Origin of the sequence: Clostridium puniceum (assembly GCF_002006345.1) — a bacterium.
Taxonomy (GTDB): Bacteria; Bacillota; Clostridia; order Clostridiales; family Clostridiaceae; genus Clostridium; species Clostridium puniceum.
Genome location: NZ_LZZM01000201.1, coordinates 76925 through 100076, shown reverse-complemented (window position 1 = coordinate 100076; position 23152 = coordinate 76925). Strand labels below are relative to the sequence as shown.

The following is a 23152-nucleotide window of genomic DNA, read 5'->3' as shown; positions in this document are numbered from 1 at the left end:
AGTATATAGTTTACATATTTAGTCATATAAATAAAAATAAGGTTGAAATTAGACTATAAGTTAGGAGTATTAAAGAAAATAAAATAGATATTGTTTCAAATTTCGACCATATTATTTAATATAATAATACAAATACCACTTGTGGTAAAGCTAAAATTTAGTGCAATAACTTCCACTTTAAAGTGGAAATATTATATGTGTAGTTTTTTATGGAAATGATTTATATTAAAAGTGTAATCAATTTCAAATAGAAAAGAGATGAGTTTATAATGTTAGATGAAAAAAATGTATTTTTAAATGTAGAAATAGACACAAAAAATGATGTATTAAAGTTTTTAGCAAAAAAAGCTGTAGAAAATGGGATAGCTAAAAATGAGGAGGGAGTCTTTAAAGATCTTTTAGCCAGGGAAACAGATTACTCAACAGGTATACAGGATGGATTTGCAATTCCGCATGCTAAAAGTTCAAATGTTATTAAACCTTCTATATTTTATATTACGACCAAAAAAGAATTAAAATGGGAAACCTTAGATGGCAGCAAGGTAAGGTATATATTTAGTCTAATGGTACCAGAACAGAATGAAAATAATGTGCATTTAATGATGTTATCAAAACTTGCTACTTGTTTAATGGAAGATGACTTTAAAAAAGAAATAATATCTTCAGAGGACAAGAACAGTTTAATAAAATATATATCAAAAAAAATGGAGGAGGAATAAAAATGAAAATTGTAGCAGTTACATCGTGTCCAGCTGGATTAGCTCATACACCTATGGCGGCTAAGGCATTAACTGAAGCTGGAAAAAAGCTGGGACATGAAATTAAGGTTGAACAACAAGGAATTATGGGAAGAGTAAATGGAATAACTCCAGAGGAAGCAAAAGAAGCAGATTTTGTACTAATTGCTTCAGATCAACATATTGATGGTATGGAGAGATTTGAAGGGAAAAAAGTAATAAAAGTAAAGATTGGCGTTGCACTTAAGCAGCCAGAAGCAGTTTTAACCAAATGTATTGAAGCTCTTGCAAAATAAAAATAATCTCATTCCGGCAAGAACGAGATTATCCATATACTTATTAAAAATAAGTATATATAAAAAATCTTTCATAAGTATTATATCATTTAAAACATATAATAAAAAGTTTATAATCAAATATTTTAACAATTTATAAATAAAGTATATCGGAGGTTTTTAGTATGAAAAAAAGTAATTCATTACTTCAAGAATTAAAAGGCCATTTAATGACTGGTATTTCATATATGTTACCACTAATTATAGGAGCATCATTAGTAGTCGCGGTTCCAAAACTTATAGGATTAGCTGTTGGTATAACAGATTTTGGACCATATAAGGATGCAACTGGAATTTATAATATATTATATTTAATAGAACAATCAGGCTGGGTAGGAGTTGGTATGGTTAATACTATACTAGGTGGATTTATAGCTTATTCAATTGGTGAAAAACCAGCTATGGCAGCAGGATTTATTGGAGGTCTAATTGCAAGTAATACAAAGGCAGGTTTTTTAGGTGCAGTTATAGCTGGTTTTGTAGCAGGATATGTTGCTAAGTATATAAAAGAAAAAGTGCAAATTACTGGAGCGGCAGCTTCAATGGTACCGCTTATAATCCTACCACTTATTACTGTTGGAACAATTGCTATTTTAATGGGAGTAATACTATCAGGGCCTTTAGCATCTATAAATACAGCTCTTATTGAATGGATTAAGGCTATGACGGCAAATGGAACCAATGTTGTTATATTGGCTGTTATTTTAGGTGCAATGATTGGATTTGATTTAGGAGGACCAGTAAATAAAGCCGCATGGATGGCTGGAAATGTATTGCTTACAGAAGGGGTTTATTTACCAGCAATTTTAATTAACTGTGCAATAGTTATACCTCCATTAGCATATGGTATTGCCACATTCATGAGAAAATCAAGATTTTCAGAATCTTTTAGAGAAGCAGGAAAAGGTAATTTGATTATGGGCTTCATAGGGATTACAGAAGGAGCAATTCCATATACATTATGTAATCCACTAAAATTAATTCCTGTTAATATGTTAGGTTGTGCAGTAGGAGCTGGTCTTACAGCATTATTGGGCGCACATGCTATAATGCCTCCAATTGGTGGATTGTATGGATTTATTTCAGTAGGTACTGGGTGGGCATATTTAGTTGGTATATTAGTTGGTTCATTTATAATTGCAATATTATCAACAACACTAGTTGACTTTAATGATAAAGGACAAATATCAAATAATAATGATGATGATAATGAGGAAATAATTTTAGAAATGGAATAAAAAATAGGAGGCTATCTCAAATTTTACGCTAGAGATTTGAGATGCCTCACTTTATAGGAGGAAAGTCTGAAGGAAACACTTTCATGACATTTTGAGCCTCAAGAAAGGAACTGATATAATTATGAAAAATAAAGTTCATGTTGTGCCACATAGCCATTGGGATAGAGAGTGGTATTTTACAACTTCAAGATCAAAGATATATTTAATGAAAGATTTTAAAGATGTTTTAGATACTCTGGAAAGTAATGAAGAATTTAAATATTTTATGATTGATGCTCAAGCGTCATTGCTTGATGATTATTTAAAATGGATGCCAAATGATGAAGAAAGAATAAAGTCATTGGTTAAAAAGGGTAAATTAGTAATTGGACCTTGGTACACACAAACAGATCAACTTGTTATATCAGGTGAATCAATAGTTAGAAACTTGTATTATGGAATTGAAAGATGTAAAGAATTTGGAAGTTATATGAAAGTTGGATATGTTCCAGATTCTTTTGGCCAATCAGCTCAAATGCCACAGATATATAGTGGATTTGCAATAAAAGATTCTCTATTTTGGAGAGGTGTTTCAGATGATATGGTTGATTCAACAGAGTTTAATTGGAAAGGTTCAGATGGAACAGTAGCATTTGCAGTGCAAATTCCTTTTGGATATTATTGCGGTGGTAATATTCCAGAAGATGAAGAAGATTTAAAAGAATATTTAAAGGAACAGATAGGAAAACTTAAGGAAAAAGCAAGTACTAATAACGTATATCTACCAAATGGTTTTGATCAGGCTCCAATAAGAACTAACCTTCCAGAGATATTAAAAAAAGCAAATGCTATAGATGAAGAGAATGAATATATTATTAGCAGTATAGAAAATTATATTAAAAGTATTAAAGCAGAAAGAAGCGATTTTAAAGAACTTCAAGGAGAATTTGTTAATGGAAAACATATGAGAATTCATAAATCAATTTTCTCATCAAGATCAGATTTAAAGATTATGAATAACTATTTAGAAAACTATATAGTAAATGTAGTTGAACCAATTTTAGCTATGAGTTATTCCCTAGGAAACGACTATCCTCATACAACTATGAAAGATATATGGAAGTTAATGTTTGAAAATGCTGCTCATGACAGTATTGGATCATGTAATAGTGATACAACTAATGAAGATGTTTATATGAGATATAAGCAGGCTAGAGATTTATCAACAAATTTATTAGATCTTCACATGAGATTAATATCAACTAAGATTAAAAATAATAATGAAGAAATTACATTGACATTATTTAATGCTTTTCCTAAGGAGAGAACAGAAGTAGTTGAATTTCAAGCTTTTATTCCAGAAGAAGATTTTATAATTAAAAATAAAGAAGGAAAAGAACTTAAATACGTAATAAAGTCAAAAGAAGATATAAGTGATTATGTTTTAACTCAAACCATAAGATTAAATCCAAGCAAGAAAATTTATATTCCAAGTAAGGTATATAGAGCTAAAATAGCACTTAAGGCTGAGGACATACCACCTGTAGGATATTGCCAGATAGTATTTGAGTTAAATAAGGAAAATAAGCTTTCACTTAAAGAAGAGAAAGCAAATCTAATAGAAAATAAGTATTATAAAATTTATGCTAATGAAAATGGAACTATTGATATTTTAGATAAGGAATCTAATAAACTTTATTCAAAGCAAGCTATACTTGAAGAAAATGGAGACGACGGAGATTCATATAACTATTCACCTCCAAGAAAAGACTTAATAGTATCTTCTTTATTATCGAAATCAGAAGCTAAAGTTTTAAAATCTGAAATACAAGAAGAATTAGTGCTAAACTATTCTATGAGAGTACCGGCATCTTTAGAAGAGAGAGCTAATAGAAATATATCTGTAGATATGCCTGTAGAAATTAGAATTTCATTAGATAATGATCAAAATATAATAAAGTTTAATATAGAGATTGATAATAAAGCATTATCTCATAGAGTGAGAGTATTATTTAATACTGAAATTGCATCTAAATTATCAATTGCAGACCAACAATTTGGTGTGATAAGCAGAAAAACTGTATTAGAAGAAGACATAAAGCTTTGGGAATCAAATGAAGAGTTGTGGCAAGAAAAACCAATAACTATAGAACCAATGCAAAGCTTTGTTACATTAGAAAATGGAGAAAGAGGTTTAGCAGTAATAACAGATGGAGTTAGAGAATATCAAATAGTTGGAGAACAATTTGATACTATAGCACTAACATTATTTAGAAGTTTTAGTCATATGGGAAGAGAAAATTTATTGTACAGACCAGGCAGAGCTTCAGGAGAAAAAATAGTAGAAACTCCCAATGCGCAATTACTAGGAAAATTAAAATTTAGCTTTGGTGTATATATTTATAATGATGAATTTGATAAAGCTAATATTGCTAATTTAGCAAAAAAATATTTGGCTCCAATTCAAGTATATGAGTATGCTGATTTCTTAAATGGAAGAATGATATTTGCATTTAGAGATGAGAAAAAAATATATGAAAATAGTTATAGTTTACTTAAATTTGAGAATGAAAATTTTGCTTTAAGTTCAATTAAAAAGCAAGAAGATGGAACAGGTTTAGTAATTAGAATATTTAATCCAATGAAAAATCATAAGACGGTAGGAGATATTGTATTTAATAAAGAATATGAAAAATCTTATTATGCAATGCTCGATGAAAGTTATTTAGCTGAGAATGAGATTTCAATAAAGAATAACAGCATAAATCCTAAGCCATTAAGTCATTGTAAGGTACAAACTATAATAATAAAATAATTTAAATATATAAGTTCTAATTAAGAAAGTTCATAATTTAGTTGGTTGTCTTATCTAATCACTCTAATATAGAAATTAAATCTTAATGAACAAAATTTTTTAGAACATATATAATAAAAATTTTAATAAAAATAATGAAGTTAAAAGGTTGAATAGTAATAATGTTCAACCTTTTAATATAATTAAATATAAGCTTAAATTATACAAGGAGGAAATTAATAATGGGATATTTAATTGGAATTGATATTGGAGGAACAAATTTAAGGGCGGCTATTATTTCAAAGTATGGAGATGTAATAGAACATTTTAAAACTGAAAATGAAGTGTCAAAAGGAGGATGTTATAATTTAGATAAGTTAGTTAATCATATTAAAACAGTATGGAAAGATTTTGATATTGATAAAGTAGGAGTAGGAGCACCAGGACCATTGAATTTAAAAATAGGGAAAATAATTAATCCTCCTAATTTAAAGGGATGGGAAAATTTTAATGTAGCAGAATATTTAAATAAAAAACTAAATAAACCTGTTAAAGTAAATAATGATGCAAATGTAGCAGGTCTTGCAGAAAATTTATTTGGAAGTGCTAAAGGATATATATCATCATTTTATGTAACTGTTTCTACTGGTGTTGGTGGAGCTTTAATTATGAATGGAAAAATTGTCAATGGAGCTCATGACCAAGCTGGAGAAATACATAATATGATTATAAATGAAGATAAGTATAGTCATTCAGACTTAAATAAAGGTGGATTAGAGAGCCAATGTAGTGGAATAAATATAGCAAGAATAGCATCAAATATTTATGGAAGCACATTAACAACAAAAGAAGTATTTGATTATTATAAAAATAATGATAGAAAAGCAGTTAGTATAATAGATAATTGGATAGAAAATATATCTATAGGTATTGCAAATGTTATTACAGTAGTAGATCCGGAAATTATAGTTATTGGAGGTGCCGTACTAATATATAATACTTATCTATTACCTAAAATCATTAAGTGTGTTAAAACAAAAGTTTCAAATTCAGAAATAGTAAATATACGAATAGCAAAAATGGGAGATGACGCAGGTTTAATTGGAGCGGCAATGCTCTAATATAAATACTGAGAAATTTGCGGCTAGATTGTTTTGGGAAAGAATATAATTATTTGAGAAAATATTTGTTTAAATGTTATTTTTAATACTGGAATATCATGTAAAATGTAGATTTTTGTATCAAACTTTGGTAGAATAGAGTTTAGGTATAAACTCATAAGAAAAGTAAGGTGTGATTTATTCATGGAAAAACCAGTTAAAGAATATATAAATCATTTAATTCATGCAATTTTTGAGCGAGAACAAGTTAAAAAAAGTATAACCACTTTAAAAAAGAATAAATATTTTATTCCAGTTATAACAATGATTCTTTGTTTAAGCATATCAGTAGGAATTACTGCAACTTTAAAATCTCTTATGGGGAAAAAGGAAGTAGAAGCATCTATAGCGGCTAATTCAGCAGAAACAGCTTTTTATAATAAAAAGTATGATATAGCAGTTGCAGAATATACAAAAATGCAGGAAAGCGAAAAAGATTGGCCAATATGGAATATGAAAATTGCAGAAATTTATTCTGTTAAGGGTGAATTTGCAAAATCAAATGAGCTTATTGAAAAAGTTTATGAAGCTAGGAATAAGCTTGTAGATACTAAAAAAGATAAGGACAAGGAAAAAGATGAGAACCTTGAAGCTAAAGATAAAGAGCTGATGAATTTGATAGTATTTACAACACTTATGAATGGTGAATATAAAAAATCTTTAGAATATGGAGAAGTATTCTTAAGAAAATATCCAACAGATAAGAACTTACTACGAACAATGACTACTATTTATTTGGTAAATGGTAAGAAGGATAAAGCAAAAGAAATAGTTGATATTTATCAGATAGATAATGAATCAGCAAGTGATTTAGCTGTTATAGCTAGAATGAATATGTTAGTTGATGACTTTGATGAAGGATTTGCTTTGTTAAAAGATGCTTGGTATAAAGATAAAAATGAAGTGAAGGTATTTGATGTTATAGCGCAAATTACAGATTATAACAAAACAGATATTGTAGATAGAATTTCTAAATTTGAAGGCAAAGAACCTAATGAACTTGTATATAAAATGTGGATGGCAAAAATTTATTCTATGAGTAAGGATTCAGCAGAAAAAGCTGATGAATTGATTGAAAAGTTAGACGATGAAGATGTTGGAAATGTAAACTTAATGCTTATTAAAGCCAACATGTATCAAAATATGGGAGAAATAGAAAAAGCAAAAGATGTTCTAGACGAGGTGATAAAGGATGATCCTAAATCATTTATAGGATATCATGCTGCAGCATGGCAAGCTTATAATAATCAAAAATACGCTGAAGCTTTTAAGGATTGTGTTAAAAGTATAGTTATGAATAAAGATTATCCAGATAACTATGGATTTTTGATACCTGAAATATTGACTAAACAGAATAAAAGTGAAGAAGCTGAACCATATTTTAGAACTGCTTTATATAAAGAACCATTTAATTATAATATTATGATTAAAATAGCTGAATATTATGGTAATACAATAAAAAATACTTCAAGAGCTTTATATTACTATGATTTAGCAGCTAGAATAAAACCTAATGATCCTGAAATATATTATAATATGGCATTGATAAACCTTAATAATCAAAAGCCGGATGATGCTATAGAATTATTAAAGAAAAGCACAGTTATTAATGATAAAGATCCTAAATATCATAGAGCTCTTGGAACTGTATATTTAAATAAAGACAAAAATGATGAAGCATTAAAAGAAATAAGAAAGGCATATTCAATTGATAAAAATGATATTTTAACTTTAAACAATGCAGGATGTTATTATATATCTGTTGATGGAGACATAGATAGAGGTATGGTAAACTTAAAAGCTGCATATGATGGAATGACTAAAGAAACAAGTACAGAGGATAGAGAAATAATAACTGAAAATTATAATAGAGTTAAAGAATTGTCTAAGGCGTATAATAAGAGAAATGGAGCAACACTAAAGGTACCTGATCTTAAACTATTCTATTAATTTATTTTACTATTAAAGGGGGATAATTATGTATCCAATTAAATTTGAAAATTTGTATTATGAAAGAATATGGGGAGGAAAAGATTTACAGAGGTTTAGAGATAATGTTCCAAAAGGAGTAATAGGTGAAAGCTGGGATATAGCTTGTCATAAAAATGGAACTGGTAAAGTTAAAAATGGTGAATTAAAAGGTAAAACTTTTGATGAAATTATAAAACTTTATGGCACAGATCTTTTAGGAGCAGAAATAGATACAAAAGAATTTCCGCTTTTAATTAAATTAATAACTGCGCAAGATAAGCTTTCAGTTCAAGTTCATCCTAATGATGAATACGCTAATAGAGTTGAAAAAGATTCTGGAAAGACAGAAGCTTGGTATGTAGTTGATGCTGAAGAAGGTGCTTCATTAATAGTTGGGACAAAAGATTGTGATAAAGAAACATTTAGAAAAGCAATTAGTGAAGGAAATTTAGATCAATATTTAAATAAGATTCCAGTTAAAAAAGGTGATTTTTTCTATGTTCAAAGTGGACTTGTTCATGCTATATGTGAAGGAGTTTTAATAGCTGAAATTCAACAAAATAGTGATACAACATATAGAGTTTATGATTACAATAGAGGCAGAGAAATACATGTAGAAAAAGCATTAGAAGTAATAGATTTTTCTCTTAAAGGAGAAAATTCAAAAGGAATATTGATGCAAAAAGAAGGATATGATAAAACATACCTTTGTTTAGGAGAATATTTTACAATACAAAAATATAAAATTAATACATATGCAAAAGAGAAGAGTAATAAAGAGAGATTTTACTTGTTTACCTGTGTTGAAGGTAATGGTATTATAAAATATAATGGCGGTGAAGAAAAAATACTTATGGGAGATAGTATTTTCATTCCAGCAGCTCTTGGTCATTATGAACTAATAGGTAATTTTACACTATTAAAAAGCTATGTACCTAATTTAAAAAATGAAGAAAAAGATGTACTTAGCATAATAGAAAAATAGAAATAATGGAGGAGGAACTAAAAAGTTGCTCCTTCATTATTGATACAGATTGAAAATTATTTATACTGATTAGAAGTTACAAATCATTTTAGCAAGATTAAAAGGACAAACTTCTTATGGATGTGTTGTTTTAGTAAGTAGCTTATAGGTTAATAAAATAAAACTAGAAAATAATGTAATCTTTCAAAATTGTAATGAAATTGAAAGATAATTAAATATGAAAAAGATTAAATTAGTTTAAAATAAAGAGCATGATTAAAAAATAATTGAATAATTTTACAGGTAACTATATAAATAATGAAAGAGAGTGAATTTTAATGGGAATAGACATTTTATTTATAATAAAAGCTATTATAATAGCTATAATTGAAGGACTTACAGAATTTATTCCAGTTTCTTCTACAGGACATATGATATTGGCATCAAGCATAATTAAGTTTGAAGGTGACTTTGTTAAGATGTTTGAAGTTGTAATTCAACTTGGAGCAATACTTGCTGTAGTATATTTATATTGGAAAAAGATAAAGGATAGTGTAATAGAATTCTTTACTTATATATTTACAAAAGGTAAGGAAGGAAAAACTGGATTTAATTTTGGTATAAATGTTCTAATTGGATGTATTCCAATGGGAATTGTAGGAGTGATATTTTATAAGCAAATAAAAAGCTTGTTTAATCCTCAAATGGTAGTAATAGGATTTATAGTTGGTGGTATTTTACTCATAGTGATAGAAAATAAGTTTAGAAAGAATAAAAAGCATGCTGTTAGAAATTTAGATAGTATAACCCCAATTCAAGCATTAAAAGTAGGTGCATTCCAAGTACTTTCAGTATGGCCTGGAATGTCAAGAAGTGCTTCAACTATTATGGGAGGATGGATTGCTGGTCTTTCAACACCTGTAGCTGCCGAATTTTCATTTTTCTTAGCTATTCCAGCTATGGTAGCAGCATCAGCAAAGGACTTGTTAGAATTTGACTTGAGCGGCATGAATGCAACACTTTGGATTGCATTAATAGTAGGATTTATTGTAGCTTTTGTAGTATCAATAGTTGTCATGGAAAAGTTTGTTTCATATTTAAAGAAGAGACCTATGAGAGTATTTGCAGTATATAGAATAGGTGCTGGTATAGTATTTGCTATACTTATGTCATTTGGTTTATTAAAAATATAGAATATAAAAAATGGAATGGTTTAAAAATATTAATTGTAAAGTTTTGATTAATGTTTTGAAGCATTCTATTTTTATTTTAATTATGAATATACATGTTTCAAAAGGATTTTTTTATAAAATTTGTACTTGCGTGATTGATTCTATATAGATTTGTAATTGAAATATTTGTAGATTTTCATACATAAAACATAGGTCATTATTTAAAGTACAGGACTTTAATTTAGCTGATTAATTAGAAGTTATGTAATTAAAATATAGTTGAGAATAAAAAATAAAAAGAGGAGATAAATCTGAAATAAATGAATTTCAATTATTTCGTAAGAAAAAGAATATATTGTAAATTAATACTTTTCATAAATTAAAGTTTGTGATATTATTAAGTAAATAGTCAGAAAATAATGATAATTTACTTTCCTACTATTTTCAAATGAAGATTATGGTATAGGGGGATTTAGAAATGACCAATGGTATTAAAAAGATAGCTTTATTAACTGGAGGAGGAGACTGTCCAGGGTTAAATGCAGTAATAAGAGCTGTAACAAAATCAGCAATATTAAATTATGGCTATGAAGTTATTGGATATAAATTTGGATATAGAGGATTATATAACAATGATTTTATTCCATTAAATTTATCAACTGTATCAGGTCTTTTGTCAAAAGGAGGAACTATACTTTATAGTTCAAATAAGGATAATTTATTTGATTATGCAGTAGAGGAAAACGGTGTAAATATTAAAAAAGATGTATCTGATATAGCAGTTGAAAATCTTAAAAAAGAAGGTGTAGACGTTTTAATAGTAATTGGAGGAGATGGTACATTAACATCTGCTAGAGATTTTGCAAGAAAAGGAGTTAATGTAATAGGGGTTCCAAAAACTATAGATAATGATTTGGGATCAACGGATATAACGTTTGGGTTTAATACATCACTTGAGGTAGCAACAGAAGCTTTAGATAGATTACACACAACTGCAGAATCTCATCATAGAATTATGATTCTTGAAGTTATGGGAAGAAATGCAGGATTTATAGCTTTAGAATCAGGAATAGCAGGTTCTGCTAGTGTTATTTTATTGCCAGAAATTCCATATGATATAAATAAAATTGCAGAAAAAATAGAAGAAAGAAAAAAGAATGGAAAATTATTTACTATAATTGTTGCTGCAGAAGGTGCAAAACCTAAAAATGGCGAAGTTATGGTAGCTAAAATAGTAGCTGATAGTCCAGATCCTATTAGACTTGGTGGAATTGGTAATAAGATAGCAGCGGATTTAGAAAAAATAGTTAAGGAAAGAGAAGTTAGATGCACAGTACTTGGTCACATTCAAAGAGGTGGAACTACATGTACATTTGACAGAATATTATCAACAAGATATGGAGTTGCTGCTGTAGAACTTATAAATGAAGGTAAATTTGGCAGTATGGTATGCTTAAAAGGTAATGACATTACTTATGATAGTTTAGAAAATGTAATTGGAAACAATAAAAAAGTAGATCCAAATGGAGAATTAGTAACTATAGCAAAGAAAATAGGTATATCATTTGCTGATTAACTAGCTTAATATGAGTACAATAATAAAGAAATTGGTACTTATAAGATACCTAATGACATTAAGAGTATTTTAGAAAGTGGTGGGTATTATGAAAGAAATTAAAAGGTATTTAGAATCTAGAATAGGAACATATGCATTTTTCTTTGAAGATTTAGAAAGTGGTTTTAGTTTTGGATATAATGAAAATGTACAGATGACAAGTGCTGGATGTATGAAGCTTCCTATAGCAGTATCTGTAATAAAGCATGTTGAAAATGAAAAGGGTTCATTTTTAGATAAGATAAAGATTGAAGAAGAAGATAAAGTTTATGGAACAGGTATATTACATGAATTTGATAATAGGGAATATACTATATTTGAATTATTAGTTGCAATGCTTATACAAAGTGATAATACGGCTGCTAATAAGCTTATAGATATAGTTGGAATAGATACTATAAATGAAGATCTAGAAGCTCAAGGATTAAAAAATACTAAATTAAATAGAAAGACATCAGATGAAAGAGCGGTAAGTAGTGGAATTGAAAATATAACAAGTGCTTTAGATTTATCAAAAGTATGGAAGCATTTATACAATTCAAGTTTTTTAAATGAGAAAAATAGCACAATGCTTATGGATATATTACAAAGACAGCAAATGAAGAATAAATTAGCTCTTTATATACCAGATGATTTAAAATATGAAATCTCAAGTAAAACGGGGGATAAGGCTAATGTTGAAAATGATACAGCATTAATTCATCTTCCCAAAGGTTCATTCTCATTTACTGTTCTTTCAATGGGAATTCCTAATAGTGTATATGGAACAGTAACTCTTGCAAAGTGTGGTAAGATGATGTGGGATAGCATAATGAATAATTTTTAAGTTTATTTAATAACTCCTAGTTTTCTAGGGGTTATTTTTAATAATATATATTTCATTATTTTTATTGACACAACATGAAAGAAATGTTATTCTTACAAAAAGAATAACCTTTAATTTGATTCAGAGAAGTCAATAAGGAAGTTATATAATACCATAATATTTAGGATTATTATGCCTTCCTTTATTTAAAGGAAGCTTTTTTATTATATATTATTATATGAAGTTCTCCCTTTAAATTAACACAGAGAGGTTAACAAGGAGTGATGATAAAATGAAAAAAGACATTAGACATCTAATAGAGCCTATGGATTTTACAATAGAGGAGTTAGATGACATATTTAATTTAGCACATCAAATAATGGCATATCCAGAAGAGTTTTCCCACATATGTGACGGGAAGATTTTAGCAACTTTATTTTATGAGCCGAGTACAAGAACTAGATTGAGTTTTGAAGCAGCAATGATGAGACTTGGGGGGAAAATTCTTGGTTTCTCAGAACCAAATTCAACATCAATTTCAAAAGGTGAAACTTTAGCAGATACAATTAAAATGGTATCAATATACTCAGATATTATAACTATGAGACATCCTAAAGAAGGTGCTGCAAAAGTTGCAAGTATTTATTCAAATGTTCCAATAATCAATGCGGGTGATGGAGGACATCAACATCCAACTCAAACTTTAGCAGATTTACTTACAATAACAAGCTTAAAGAATGGATTAAATAATCATACAATTGGAATTTGTGGAGATTTAAAATTTGGTAGAACAGTACATTCGCTTATAAAAGCAATGTCAAGATATAAGGAAAATAAATTTGTACTAATATCGCCAAAGGAACTTGCTGTGCCACAATATATAAGAGAAGAAATTTTAGAAAAAAATAATATTGAATATAAAGAAGTTGAAAAATTAGAAGATGTAATTGAAACATTAGATATTTTATATATGACTAGAGTTCAAAAAGAAAGATTTTTCAATGAGGAAGAATATTTAAGACTTAGAGACAGCTACATATTAGATAAAGTTAAAATGGATATGGCGAAAGATGATATGATAGTAATGCATCCACTTCCAAGAGTAAATGAAATAGCATATGAGGTAGATGAAGACAGCAGAGCTTCGTATTTCAAACAAGCTGAATATGGAATGTATGTCAGAATGGCATTAATGATTAAACTTTTAGGGGTGATGTAAATGTTAGAGATAACAAGTATAAAAAATGGAATAGTAATAGATCATATTCAAGCAGGCGTAGGCGTTAAGATATTTAATTACTTAGGATTAGATGCTAAAGAATATAGTGTTGCCCTTATAATTAATGCAGATAGTAAGAAGCTAGGAAAAAAGGACATAATAAAGATAGAGAATTGTGATAACCTTGATTACACTGTATTAGGTTTGCTTTCACCAACAATAACCATATGCGAAGTGAAGGATGAGAAAATAGTTAATAAGGTAACACCAACACTTCCTAAGAAGGTGGAAAATATTATAAAATGCAAAAATCCAAGCTGTATAACAAGTCAAGAAGAGTATGTTCCACATTCATTTGTTTTAGTTGAAAAAGAAACGGGAAGATATAGATGTGAATATTGTGATGAAATAACAAAGCTTTCAGAGCTTTAATAGTTACTAATTAAAGATATTCAATCATAACATTATCAAAATTTTTAATTATATATTGTATTGTTGTGAAGGAAAGTAGAGGTGTTATATGGAACTGTTAATTAAAAATGCAAGAATTATAGATGTAACTCAGGATTTTGTAGGTAACATATATATTAAAAATGGATTTATAGAAGAAATAGGTAAAGAAATAAATAAAGATAATATAGAAGTATTTGACTGCAAGGGTAAGGTTTTAATGCCTGCATTTATAGATACTCATGCTCATTTTAGAGATCCAGGTCTTACTTGGAAGGAAGATATTGAAACTGGTTCTCTGGCAGCACTTAAAGGTGGTTATACAGGAGTGTGTTTAATGGCAAACACTAATCCTATATGCTCATCAAAGGAAACTTTAGAATATGTAAGAAATAAATCAAAAGAATTTAATTTAATAGATATTCATCAATGCATATCTATTACAAAGAACTTTGATGGAATAACCTTAAGCCATTTAGAAGATCTTGCAACTGACAATGAAATCAAGGCTATTTCAGATGATGGAGTTGGAGTATCTAATTCAAATACAATGCGTGAAGCTATGAAGATTGCAGAGAAAAATAATTGGATTATAATGTCTCATGCAGAAAGCCCTGAATTTTCAAAGGTAGATATGAGAATAGCTGAAAATATGATGACACTCAGAGATGTTGAATTAGCTAAATTAAGTAAAGTAAGACTTCATATGTGTCATGTTAGTACGAAGGAAGCTATAAAATATATTATTGATGGAAAGATGGAGGGGGCTAATATTACACTAGAAATTACACCACATCATATAGGTCTTACAAGAGATATAAATGATTATAGAGTAAATCCTCCAATAAGAGAAAAAGAAGATGTGGAAGCTATAATAGAAGCTATAAAATTAGGAATGGTTGATACTATAGGAACAGATCATGCACCACATACAGCAGAAGAAAAACAAAAAGGCTCACCAGGAATGGTGGGGATTGAAACAGCATTTTCAATTTGTTATACAAAGTTAGTTAAGGAAAATAATATTTCTTTAAATAAATTAAGTGAACTTATGTCTTATAATCCAGCTAAACTTTTAGATATGAATAAAGGAAAGATTAGCGTTGGAATAGATGGAGATTTTGTTTTAATAGATATTGATAAAAAAGTAAAAATTAATCCAAAAGAATTTGCATCAAAAGGCAAAAACACACCGTTTGAGGGTATGGAATTTTATGGAGAAGTGCTTGCCACGATTAAAGGTGGAAAAGTTAAATATCAGTTAAAAGTTAATAATTAAGAGTTAATATGAAAACTCAAAGATAAAGTTCTATTTACCAAACGTAAAATTTGGAGCATCACTTTTGGATTTTCATTTTTCCTAGGGTATTTTTTATAATATATTTTCTCCAAAACTCTTAACTCATAACTGAATTAAAGGAGGATTTAAAATGATAAGCTACATAATTGATAAATTATATAAAAGAGTTGAAGATAGAGGCGTTGTTTGTGTTGGATTAGATACAGCACTAGACTATGTACCTGATCACATAAAGAAGGACAGAACTCCAGGTGAAGCAATATTTGAATTTAATAAACAAATCATAGATGCAACTCATGATGTATCTGCTTGTTTTAAGGTTCAAATTGCGTATTATGAAGCATTAGGCCTAGAAGGTTTAACAGCTTATAAAAAGACTTTAGATTATTTAAGAGAAAAAGATGAAATAATAATAGCAGACATAAAAAGAGGAGATATATCAGCAACAGCAGCAATGTATGCAAAAGCTCATTTTAAAGGAGATTTCGAAGCAGATTTTATAACTTTAAGTCCATATATGGGAATGGATAGCATACAACCATATTTACCTTATTTAGAAAAAGGCAATAAGGGAGTGTTCAGCTTAGTTAGAACATCAAATCCAGGAGCTGAAGACATAGAATATTTAGATACTGCAAATAAAAAGATTTATGAAGTAGTAGCTGATAAAATAAGTGAAATGGGTAAAAACTTTACGGGAGAATGTGGATACACAGCAATAGGTGGAGTTATGGGATGTACTCATGTTGAAGAAGGCAAGAAAATAAGAGCAAACTATAAAAATATGTTTTTCTTAATTCCAGGGTACGGAGCACAAGGTGGAAAAGCAGAAGATGTTGCTTTATATTTAAATAATGGAAATGGTGGAGTAGTTAATTCTTCAAGAGGAATATTGCTTGCTTACAAGAAAGAAAACAAACCAGAAGAATTTGCTGTGTGCGCTAGAGAAGAAGCTGTAAGAATGAGAGATGCAATTAGAGAAGCAGTAAAAAAGCTTAATTGATAGAAAAATTTCTGATAAGAACAAAAATTTTAAAGTTCTAAAACATAAATATTCTTTTTGAGAATATAATAACTTGTTTTAAATGTGAGTTAAGAGAGTAAATAATAATTAAAAAAGTAAGCTTGACTTATATTCATTGGCTGAATAAGTTTGAGAAACTAACTATAAAATGCTTGCAGAGGAAGTTCTGCTGGCCAAATGTAAAATGCCCACAAAGAAAATTCGAGAACCCAAATGTAAAATTTGGATTCTCACCTAAAAAGTGTGTATGAGAAATATAGATTTAGATTTTAGGAGGCAGAACATGGCTATAACTTATAGAGATGCAAAGGTGATTTCCAATGAAGAAATTTCAAAGGATATATACAAATTAGTAGTAGAAGATAATAGTGAAATAATAGCAGGACAATTTTTCATGCTTAAGCTTAATGGAGTAACATTTCTCCCAAGACCTATAAGTATATGTGAAAAGTCAGGAAATAAGCTGACCTTTTTGTATGCAGTAGTAGGTGATGGAACTAAAGAATTTACAAAGCTTAAAGTAAAGGATGAAATAGCACTAACAGGACCTCTTGGAAATGGATTCGATTTAGAAAAGGATTATAATAAAATTGCATTAGTTTCAGGGGGAATAGGAACAGCTCCTATGCTAGAAGTTGCAAAGAAATTAAGAGAAAAGAATCAAAAGCAAATAATAGATTTATATGTAGGTTTTAGAGATGACATTTACTTAATTGATGAATTAAAAGAATATGTAAATGAAGTTCATATATCTACAAACACAGGAAAACATGGTCAAAAAGGTTTTGTTACTGAAATTTTAAAACCAGAAGATTATGATACGGTTTTATGCTGCGGACCTGAAGTTATGATGAAAAAAGTTATAGATATGTGTAAAGAAAAAGAAGTTAATATATATGTATCAATGGAAAAGCATATGGCATGTGGAGTAGGTGCCTGTTTAGTATGTACCTGTAAAACAAAGGGTGGAAATAAGAGAACTTGTAAAGATGGTCCAATATTTGATGGATATTATGTAGAATTATAGAAAACCAGAGGAGGAGTACTAAAATGATGAAAGTAAATATTAATGGAGTAGAATTTAAAAATCCTGTAATTGCTGCATCAGGAACCTTTGGTTTCGGCGCCGAATACAATAATTTTTATGATGTTGGAATTCTTGGAGGAATATCTTCAAAAGGACTTACTATTAATCCTAAAGAGGGAAATGATGGACTTAGAGTATATGAAACTCCATCAGGAATGATGAATTCAGTAGGTTTGAACAATCCTGGAATAGATGCATTTATACAAGATGAGCTTCCTAAAATGAGAAAGCTTGGAACTAATGTTATAGCTAACATTGGCGGTGGATGTTTAGAAGATTATGAAGCTGCTATAGAAAAGATTAATAATACAGATATTGATATGATTGAACTTAACATTTCTTGTCCTAATGTAAAACATGGAGGTATGGCATTTGGAATTAAATCAGATGTAGCTTATGATGTGGTGAAGAAAATTAAAGATATGTCTAAAAAACCATTAATGGTTAAATTATCACCGAATGCAGAAGACATAGTTGAAATGGCTGTAAAATGTCAAGAAGCAGGAGCAGATTCAATTTCTCTTATAAATACATTAAAGGGAATGGCAATTGACATATATAAGAGAAAGCCTGTATTTAACAATATAACGGCAGGTCTTTCAGGTCCAGCAATAAAACCTGTAGCACTTAGAATGGTTTATGAAGTCTCTAAAGCAGTAGAGATTCCAGTAATAGGTCTTGGTGGAATTGCAAGTGGAAAAGATGCTATTGAATTTATGATGGCAGGAGCTAGTGCAATTCAAATAGGAACTATTAACTTTGTAAATCCTATGGCAGGAAAAGAAATCATTGAAGAAATGGAAGCATTTTTAAGAGAACAAGGTATAAAAGATATTAATGAAATAGTAGGAATAATTTAATTGTTTAAAAGTTAACAGTTTATGATGTTTATGGGTATCACATGGGTAATTAATAGTTTAGGAACAAGTTTCAAAGAGAAAATTCGATTAACCAAATATAAAATTTGGGCTTCCACTTTTCCATTGAAGTTTGAAAAAATATGAAATGATTTTCTTTGCAATTATTAATTAATATTTATTAACTTAAAAAGAATTTAGTTAACTTTTATAAAAATAAAAAAATTGAAAGTGAGGAATTATTGATGAAAGCTTATAAAAAAGAATTTATTGATTTTATGATAGAATGCGGAGTATTAACATTTGGCGACTTTGTTACTAAAAGTGGAAGAAAAACGCCTTTTTTTGTAAACACAGGTAATTATCAAACAGGAAGCCAATTAAAGAGACTTGGAGAATTTTACGCACAAGCTATAAATGAAAACTTTGGAGATGATTATGATGTATTATTTGGACCTGCATATAAAGGGATTCCATTAGGTGTTACAACAGCAATAGCACTTTCAAATTCATTTGATATAGATGTTAAATATTGTTCAAATAGAAAAGAAGTAAAGGATCATGGAGATACAGGGATTCTTTTAGGAAGCAAATTAAATGATGGTGATAAGGTATTAATAGTTGAAGATGTTACAACAGCAGGAACTTCAATTTACGAAACTATGCCTATATTAAAAAGCCAAGCAGATGTTAATGTCAAAGGTCTTATAATATCGGTGGATAGGATGGAAAGAGGTCAAGGAGAACAATCAGCCTTAGTTGAAATTAGAGAAAAATTTGGATTTAAAACTTGTGCTATAGTTACTATGGCTGAAGTTATAGAATACTTATATAATAAAGAAATCAATGGAATTATACTGATAACAGATGAAATTAAAGTGAGAATAGATGAATATTACAAACAATATGGAGCAAAATAAAAGTTTGAATTAAAATAGAAAATACTTGCAGTGAAATTGAATTTTCAAGATTACTGTAAGTATTTTTTACTTATATAGAAGTTATTCATTTTAATGTATAGTAAATATATGGTTTGAAAGTTGATTTTGTATATATTCTAATTAAATAAGAACAAACTATCTATGTTTAATATTATATATATGATTACATTTTGTTTTAAGGAAATTTATTATAGGGTATAATATAAGAAATAAGAAAAGATATAGAAATACAAATTGAGTTATCATCCCAATAAATGATATTTTTGAATAAGTAATTGTGTTACTTGGTAAAAAACGAAAGGAATGATATTTGGCATGAAATTTAAACCACTACCAATAGGAATAGATAATTTTGAGATGTTAATAACTAGAGGATATTATTTTGTAGATAAAACATTGATTATAAAAGATTTATTAGATAATAAGGCGGCTGTTAACTTATTCACAAGACCAAGAAGGTTTGGGAAAACTTTAAATATGAGTATGCTTCAATACTTTTTTGAAAACAGCAGTAAGGATAATTCTTATCTCTTTGAAAATTTAAATATAATGAAGGCAGGAGAATCTTATATTGCACATATGAGTCAATATTCCGTAATTAATTTATCATTAAAATCAGGTAAACAGCCTAACTTTGAATTGGCATATATTTCAATTTGAAGAAGGATAGCAGAAGAATTTGAAAGACATGAATATATATTAAAAGATGAAGCATTAGAAAATAGAAAAGAAAGGTATTTGAAGATTTTAAAAGAACAGGGAGAGGAAGGTGATTATATTGATTCTTTATATTTCTTATGTGAATGTTTAGAAAAATATCATAAGAAAAAAGTAATCATATTAATAGACGAATATGACGTACCTTTGGAAAATGCATTTTTTGAAGGGTTTTACGATAGAATGATAGCTTTTATAAGATTACTTTTTGAGTCAGCTTTAAAGACAAATTCCTCTTTAGAGTTTGCTGTTATAACTGGTTGTTTGTGTATTTCTAGAGAGAGTATTTTTACAGGATTAAACAATTTAGATATTATATCAATATTAAATGAATATTATGATGAATATTTTGGATTTACTCAAGATGAAGTAAATAAAATGCTTACGGATTATGGACTAAGTGAAAAAGAAGAACTTGTTAAGAAGTGGTATGATGGATATATTTTTGGAAAAGCAGAGGTATATAATCCATGGAATGTAGTAAAGTTTGTAAAAGATTTATATAAGAATAAAAATACATTTACAACATCCTATTGGGCCAATACAAGTTCTAATAGTATAGTTAAAAGTCTTATAGAAAGAGCAGATACAGCGACTAAAAATGAAATAGAAATTTTAATTGAAGGAAAAACTATAGAAAAACCAGTTCATGAAGATATTACTTATGGTGAAATATATGATAGCTTAGATAATTTGTGGAATTTTATGTTCTTTACTGGATATTTTAAAAAGATAAATGAAAGAATAAGTGAAACCAATCAAAAATATCTCACATTGGAAATACCTAATGAAGAAGTTAAATACATCTTTAGAACTAAAGTACTAAAGTGGTTTCACGATAAGGTAAAAGCAAAAGATCTTAGCAATTTATATACTGCCATAATAAATGGAGATGCTAATACTTTTGAAGCTGAACTTGGAAGATTACTAATGGAAACCATAAGCTTTAATGATGCTTATGAAAATTTCTATCATGGATTTGTAGTTGGCGTTTTAGCTAATATGCATGATTATATAATAAAATCTAACAGAGAAGGCGGAGCTGGCAGAAGTGATTTATTTATAAAATCTGTATCTAAAAGAGGTGTGGTAATAGTTATCGAATTTAAAATTGCTAAGAATATTGATAGTTTGGAAAAAAGAGCTCAAGATGCACTGGATCAGATAAAAAATAAGCGTTATGATAAAGAACTTGAAAGTGAAGGATATAAGAATATTATTAGGTATGGAGTAAGTTTTTTTGAGAAAGATTGTTATGTTAAATTAGGGTAGTTTAATAATGAGGTATGCCTCACCTCCACCATGAAATCCACGAAAATCTAAATATTGGATTTTCGTGGGTTATTTAAATTATCTATAAGAAGTATTGCTTTTCATAGGTTTAATGTTTGGGAGGAGTACACTTTTGGGAGGAAATATAAAATGTTTTGAAAAAGGCAATACAATGAATGAATTTAGATATAATTTTGAGGAACCAGATGTTTGTTTTGACTATTATCGTAAATTTACCAATTTGTTGATTGAAGATTTCAACCTAAATATAATAAATTCAATTTAAAATCTATAAAGCAACTAAATTTTAATTATTTATAAGATGATTCTGTCAATGCAGGAAGTCGTGAATTTAAAGAGTTAGATATTATTAGAGTAAATGAAGGAACAATATATAAGTTGTATGGTTTATTTTATAAATTGAATACTAGAAAAGAAATTATTGAATTATCATCTAAAACTAAATTGTGTACTGAAATTAATACTAAAATTATTTATGAAAGTGACAAAAGCGATAATAAGCAAATGGATATAGATATTGCATTTTCAGATGATAAAATTAGTAACAATATTGCTGAATACATAACAATGTTTGCAATTAAATGGATAATAGCATATGAGGTAGGTCATGCATTTAATGGGCACACTGCATACTATTCAGAAGTGCGTAAAAAAATACAAAACGAGAATTATGTATATATAAAATAACAGTTAACCTTTTAAAGTTAGCTGTTATTTTTTATGAAATTCAATAAGACATTAATAAATAAGAATTTATAAAGTAAACGGTAGACCATAAGTACCTCGTATTAGATTTAAATTTTTGAGATAATTAATCCAAGCTTTAAAAAACTACAAGTTTTTCAAAGTAACTAAAACTAGTTTTTTGGAGGTACTGTATGGATAAGACTGAAAATGAAAAGAATTTAATAAAATGGACATCTATTATATAAAAATGCCGCAGTAAAGGTATTGGTGTTAGGCCTTGGTGCCGTGAAAACAATGTTAGTGAAAAGCAATTCTATTATTGGGAACGTCGCATTAAAGGGAAAGATTTTGAGACACAAAAAGAAATTGAATCGCAAAACCAGGCAAACTTTGTTGAGCTCCAAGTTCCTATTGATTCTTTAATAGACAGCTCTACACCTATCTTTAGAACAGATATGGTTATACACGTCGGAAATAACGTATTAGAAATTTCTAATACCGTTTCAGAAAATTTACTTTCTATGGTTTTGAAGGTGATATCAAATGTTAAATAATGCATCTGATTTTGAAAAAATCTATATTGCTTGTGGTTATAGTGATTTGATAAGAGGCATCGACGGCTTTGCCAGCATGATACAGCAGGAATTTAACCTTGATCCATTCAAAACTGGAATTCTATTTTTGTTTTGTGGAATAAAAACAGATTGCATCAAAGGACTTTTATGGGAAGGTGATGGATTCCTTCTTTTATACAAGCGCCTTGAAAAACAGGAAGATTTCAATGGCCACGTAATGAATATGAAGTAA

The 23152-nt window shown here is 28.6% G+C and carries 21 protein-coding genes and 1 pseudogene; all 22 read left to right on the top strand.

The features are described from left to right. Window positions 1–269 precede the first annotated feature (269 nt). The gene (locus tag CLPUN_RS20075) at window positions 270–719 is read left to right on the top strand and encodes a PTS sugar transporter subunit IIA (protein WP_077849012.1); all 450 of its coding nucleotides are present in this window, start codon (window positions 270–272) and stop codon (window positions 717–719) included. 2 nt (window positions 720–721) lie between these two features. Further along, window positions 722–1033, top strand: a complete 312-nt coding sequence (locus CLPUN_RS20070) for a PTS fructose transporter subunit IIB (protein WP_077849011.1) — start codon at window positions 722–724, stop codon at window positions 1031–1033. 164 nt (window positions 1034–1197) lie between these two features. Beyond that, on the top strand, window positions 1198–2310 hold the full coding sequence (locus CLPUN_RS20065; RefSeq protein ID WP_077849010.1) for a PTS fructose transporter subunit IIC: 1113 nt from the start codon (window positions 1198–1200) through the stop codon (window positions 2308–2310). Window positions 2311–2431: 121 nt separating this feature from the next. Then, window positions 2432–5104, top strand: a complete 2673-nt coding sequence (gene mngB, locus CLPUN_RS20060; RefSeq protein WP_077849032.1) for a mannosylglycerate hydrolase — start codon at window positions 2432–2434, stop codon at window positions 5102–5104. Between the two features lie 221 nt (window positions 5105–5325). Then, the gene (locus CLPUN_RS20055; protein ID WP_077849009.1) at window positions 5326–6204 is read left to right on the top strand and encodes an ROK family protein; all 879 of its coding nucleotides are present in this window, start codon (window positions 5326–5328) and stop codon (window positions 6202–6204) included. A 183-nt stretch (window positions 6205–6387) separates the two neighbouring features. Then, window positions 6388–8193, top strand: a complete 1806-nt coding sequence (locus CLPUN_RS20050; RefSeq protein WP_077849008.1) for a tetratricopeptide repeat protein — start codon at window positions 6388–6390, stop codon at window positions 8191–8193. Window positions 8194–8221: 28 nt separating this feature from the next. After that, complete coding sequence (locus CLPUN_RS20045) at window positions 8222–9199, top strand: type I phosphomannose isomerase catalytic subunit (protein WP_077849007.1); 978 nt, start codon at window positions 8222–8224, stop codon at window positions 9197–9199. Window positions 9200–9516: 317 nt separating this feature from the next. Continuing rightward, entirely contained in the window at window positions 9517–10371 is an 855-nt protein-coding gene (locus CLPUN_RS20040; RefSeq protein ID WP_077849006.1) for an undecaprenyl-diphosphate phosphatase, read from the top strand. Window positions 10372–10828: 457 nt separating this feature from the next. After that, window positions 10829–11926: a 6-phosphofructokinase gene (locus CLPUN_RS20035; protein ID WP_077849005.1), complete on the top strand. Its 1098-nt coding sequence runs from the start codon at window positions 10829–10831 to the stop codon at window positions 11924–11926. 88 nt (window positions 11927–12014) lie between these two features. Next, window positions 12015–12791, top strand: a complete 777-nt coding sequence (locus CLPUN_RS20030) for a serine hydrolase (protein WP_077849004.1) — start codon at window positions 12015–12017, stop codon at window positions 12789–12791. A 271-nt stretch (window positions 12792–13062) separates the two neighbouring features. After that, window positions 13063–13989 carry an aspartate carbamoyltransferase gene (pyrB, locus tag CLPUN_RS20025; RefSeq protein WP_077849003.1) on the top strand — a complete coding sequence of 309 codons (927 nt, stop codon included), beginning with the start codon at window positions 13063–13065 and terminating at the stop codon, window positions 13987–13989. After that, window positions 13990–14421, top strand: coding sequence for an aspartate carbamoyltransferase regulatory subunit (locus CLPUN_RS20020; protein ID WP_077849002.1), 432 nt, complete (start codon window positions 13990–13992; stop codon window positions 14419–14421). It abuts the gene before it with no gap. 88 nt (window positions 14422–14509) lie between these two features. Further along, the gene (locus tag CLPUN_RS20015; RefSeq protein ID WP_077849001.1) at window positions 14510–15718 is read left to right on the top strand and encodes a dihydroorotase; all 1209 of its coding nucleotides are present in this window, start codon (window positions 14510–14512) and stop codon (window positions 15716–15718) included. Between the two features lie 151 nt (window positions 15719–15869). Then, window positions 15870–16742: an orotidine-5'-phosphate decarboxylase gene (gene pyrF, locus CLPUN_RS20010; protein WP_077849000.1), complete on the top strand. Its 873-nt coding sequence runs from the start codon at window positions 15870–15872 to the stop codon at window positions 16740–16742. A gap of 304 nt (window positions 16743–17046) precedes the next feature. Beyond that, entirely contained in the window at window positions 17047–17790 is a 744-nt protein-coding gene (locus CLPUN_RS20005; RefSeq protein WP_077848999.1) for a dihydroorotate dehydrogenase electron transfer subunit, read from the top strand. A 23-nt stretch (window positions 17791–17813) separates the two neighbouring features. After that, window positions 17814–18710, top strand: a complete 897-nt coding sequence (locus CLPUN_RS20000; RefSeq protein ID WP_077848998.1) for a dihydroorotate dehydrogenase — start codon at window positions 17814–17816, stop codon at window positions 18708–18710. Between the two features lie 242 nt (window positions 18711–18952). Further along, complete coding sequence (pyrE, locus tag CLPUN_RS19995; RefSeq protein WP_077848997.1) at window positions 18953–19627, top strand: orotate phosphoribosyltransferase; 675 nt, start codon at window positions 18953–18955, stop codon at window positions 19625–19627. Window positions 19628–19963: 336 nt separating this feature from the next. Further along, window positions 19964–21637: pseudogene (locus CLPUN_RS19990) on the top strand (AAA family ATPase). Between the two features lie 133 nt (window positions 21638–21770). Beyond that, entirely contained in the window at window positions 21771–21923 is a 153-nt protein-coding gene (locus tag CLPUN_RS27775) for a hypothetical protein (protein ID WP_158078807.1), read from the top strand. 134 nt (window positions 21924–22057) lie between these two features. Then, on the top strand, window positions 22058–22345 hold the full coding sequence (locus CLPUN_RS19985; protein ID WP_158078806.1) for a hypothetical protein: 288 nt from the start codon (window positions 22058–22060) through the stop codon (window positions 22343–22345). Between the two features lie 263 nt (window positions 22346–22608). After that, a complete protein-coding gene (gene tnpA, locus CLPUN_RS29715; protein ID WP_423237316.1) occupies window positions 22609–22899 on the top strand; it encodes an IS66 family insertion sequence element accessory protein TnpA in 291 nt (96 codons plus the stop codon). Next, on the top strand, window positions 22889–23152 hold the full coding sequence (tnpB, locus tag CLPUN_RS19980) for an IS66 family insertion sequence element accessory protein TnpB (RefSeq protein WP_077848995.1): 264 nt from the start codon (window positions 22889–22891) through the stop codon (window positions 23150–23152). Before tnpA ends, tnpB begins: the two co-directional genes overlap by 11 nt.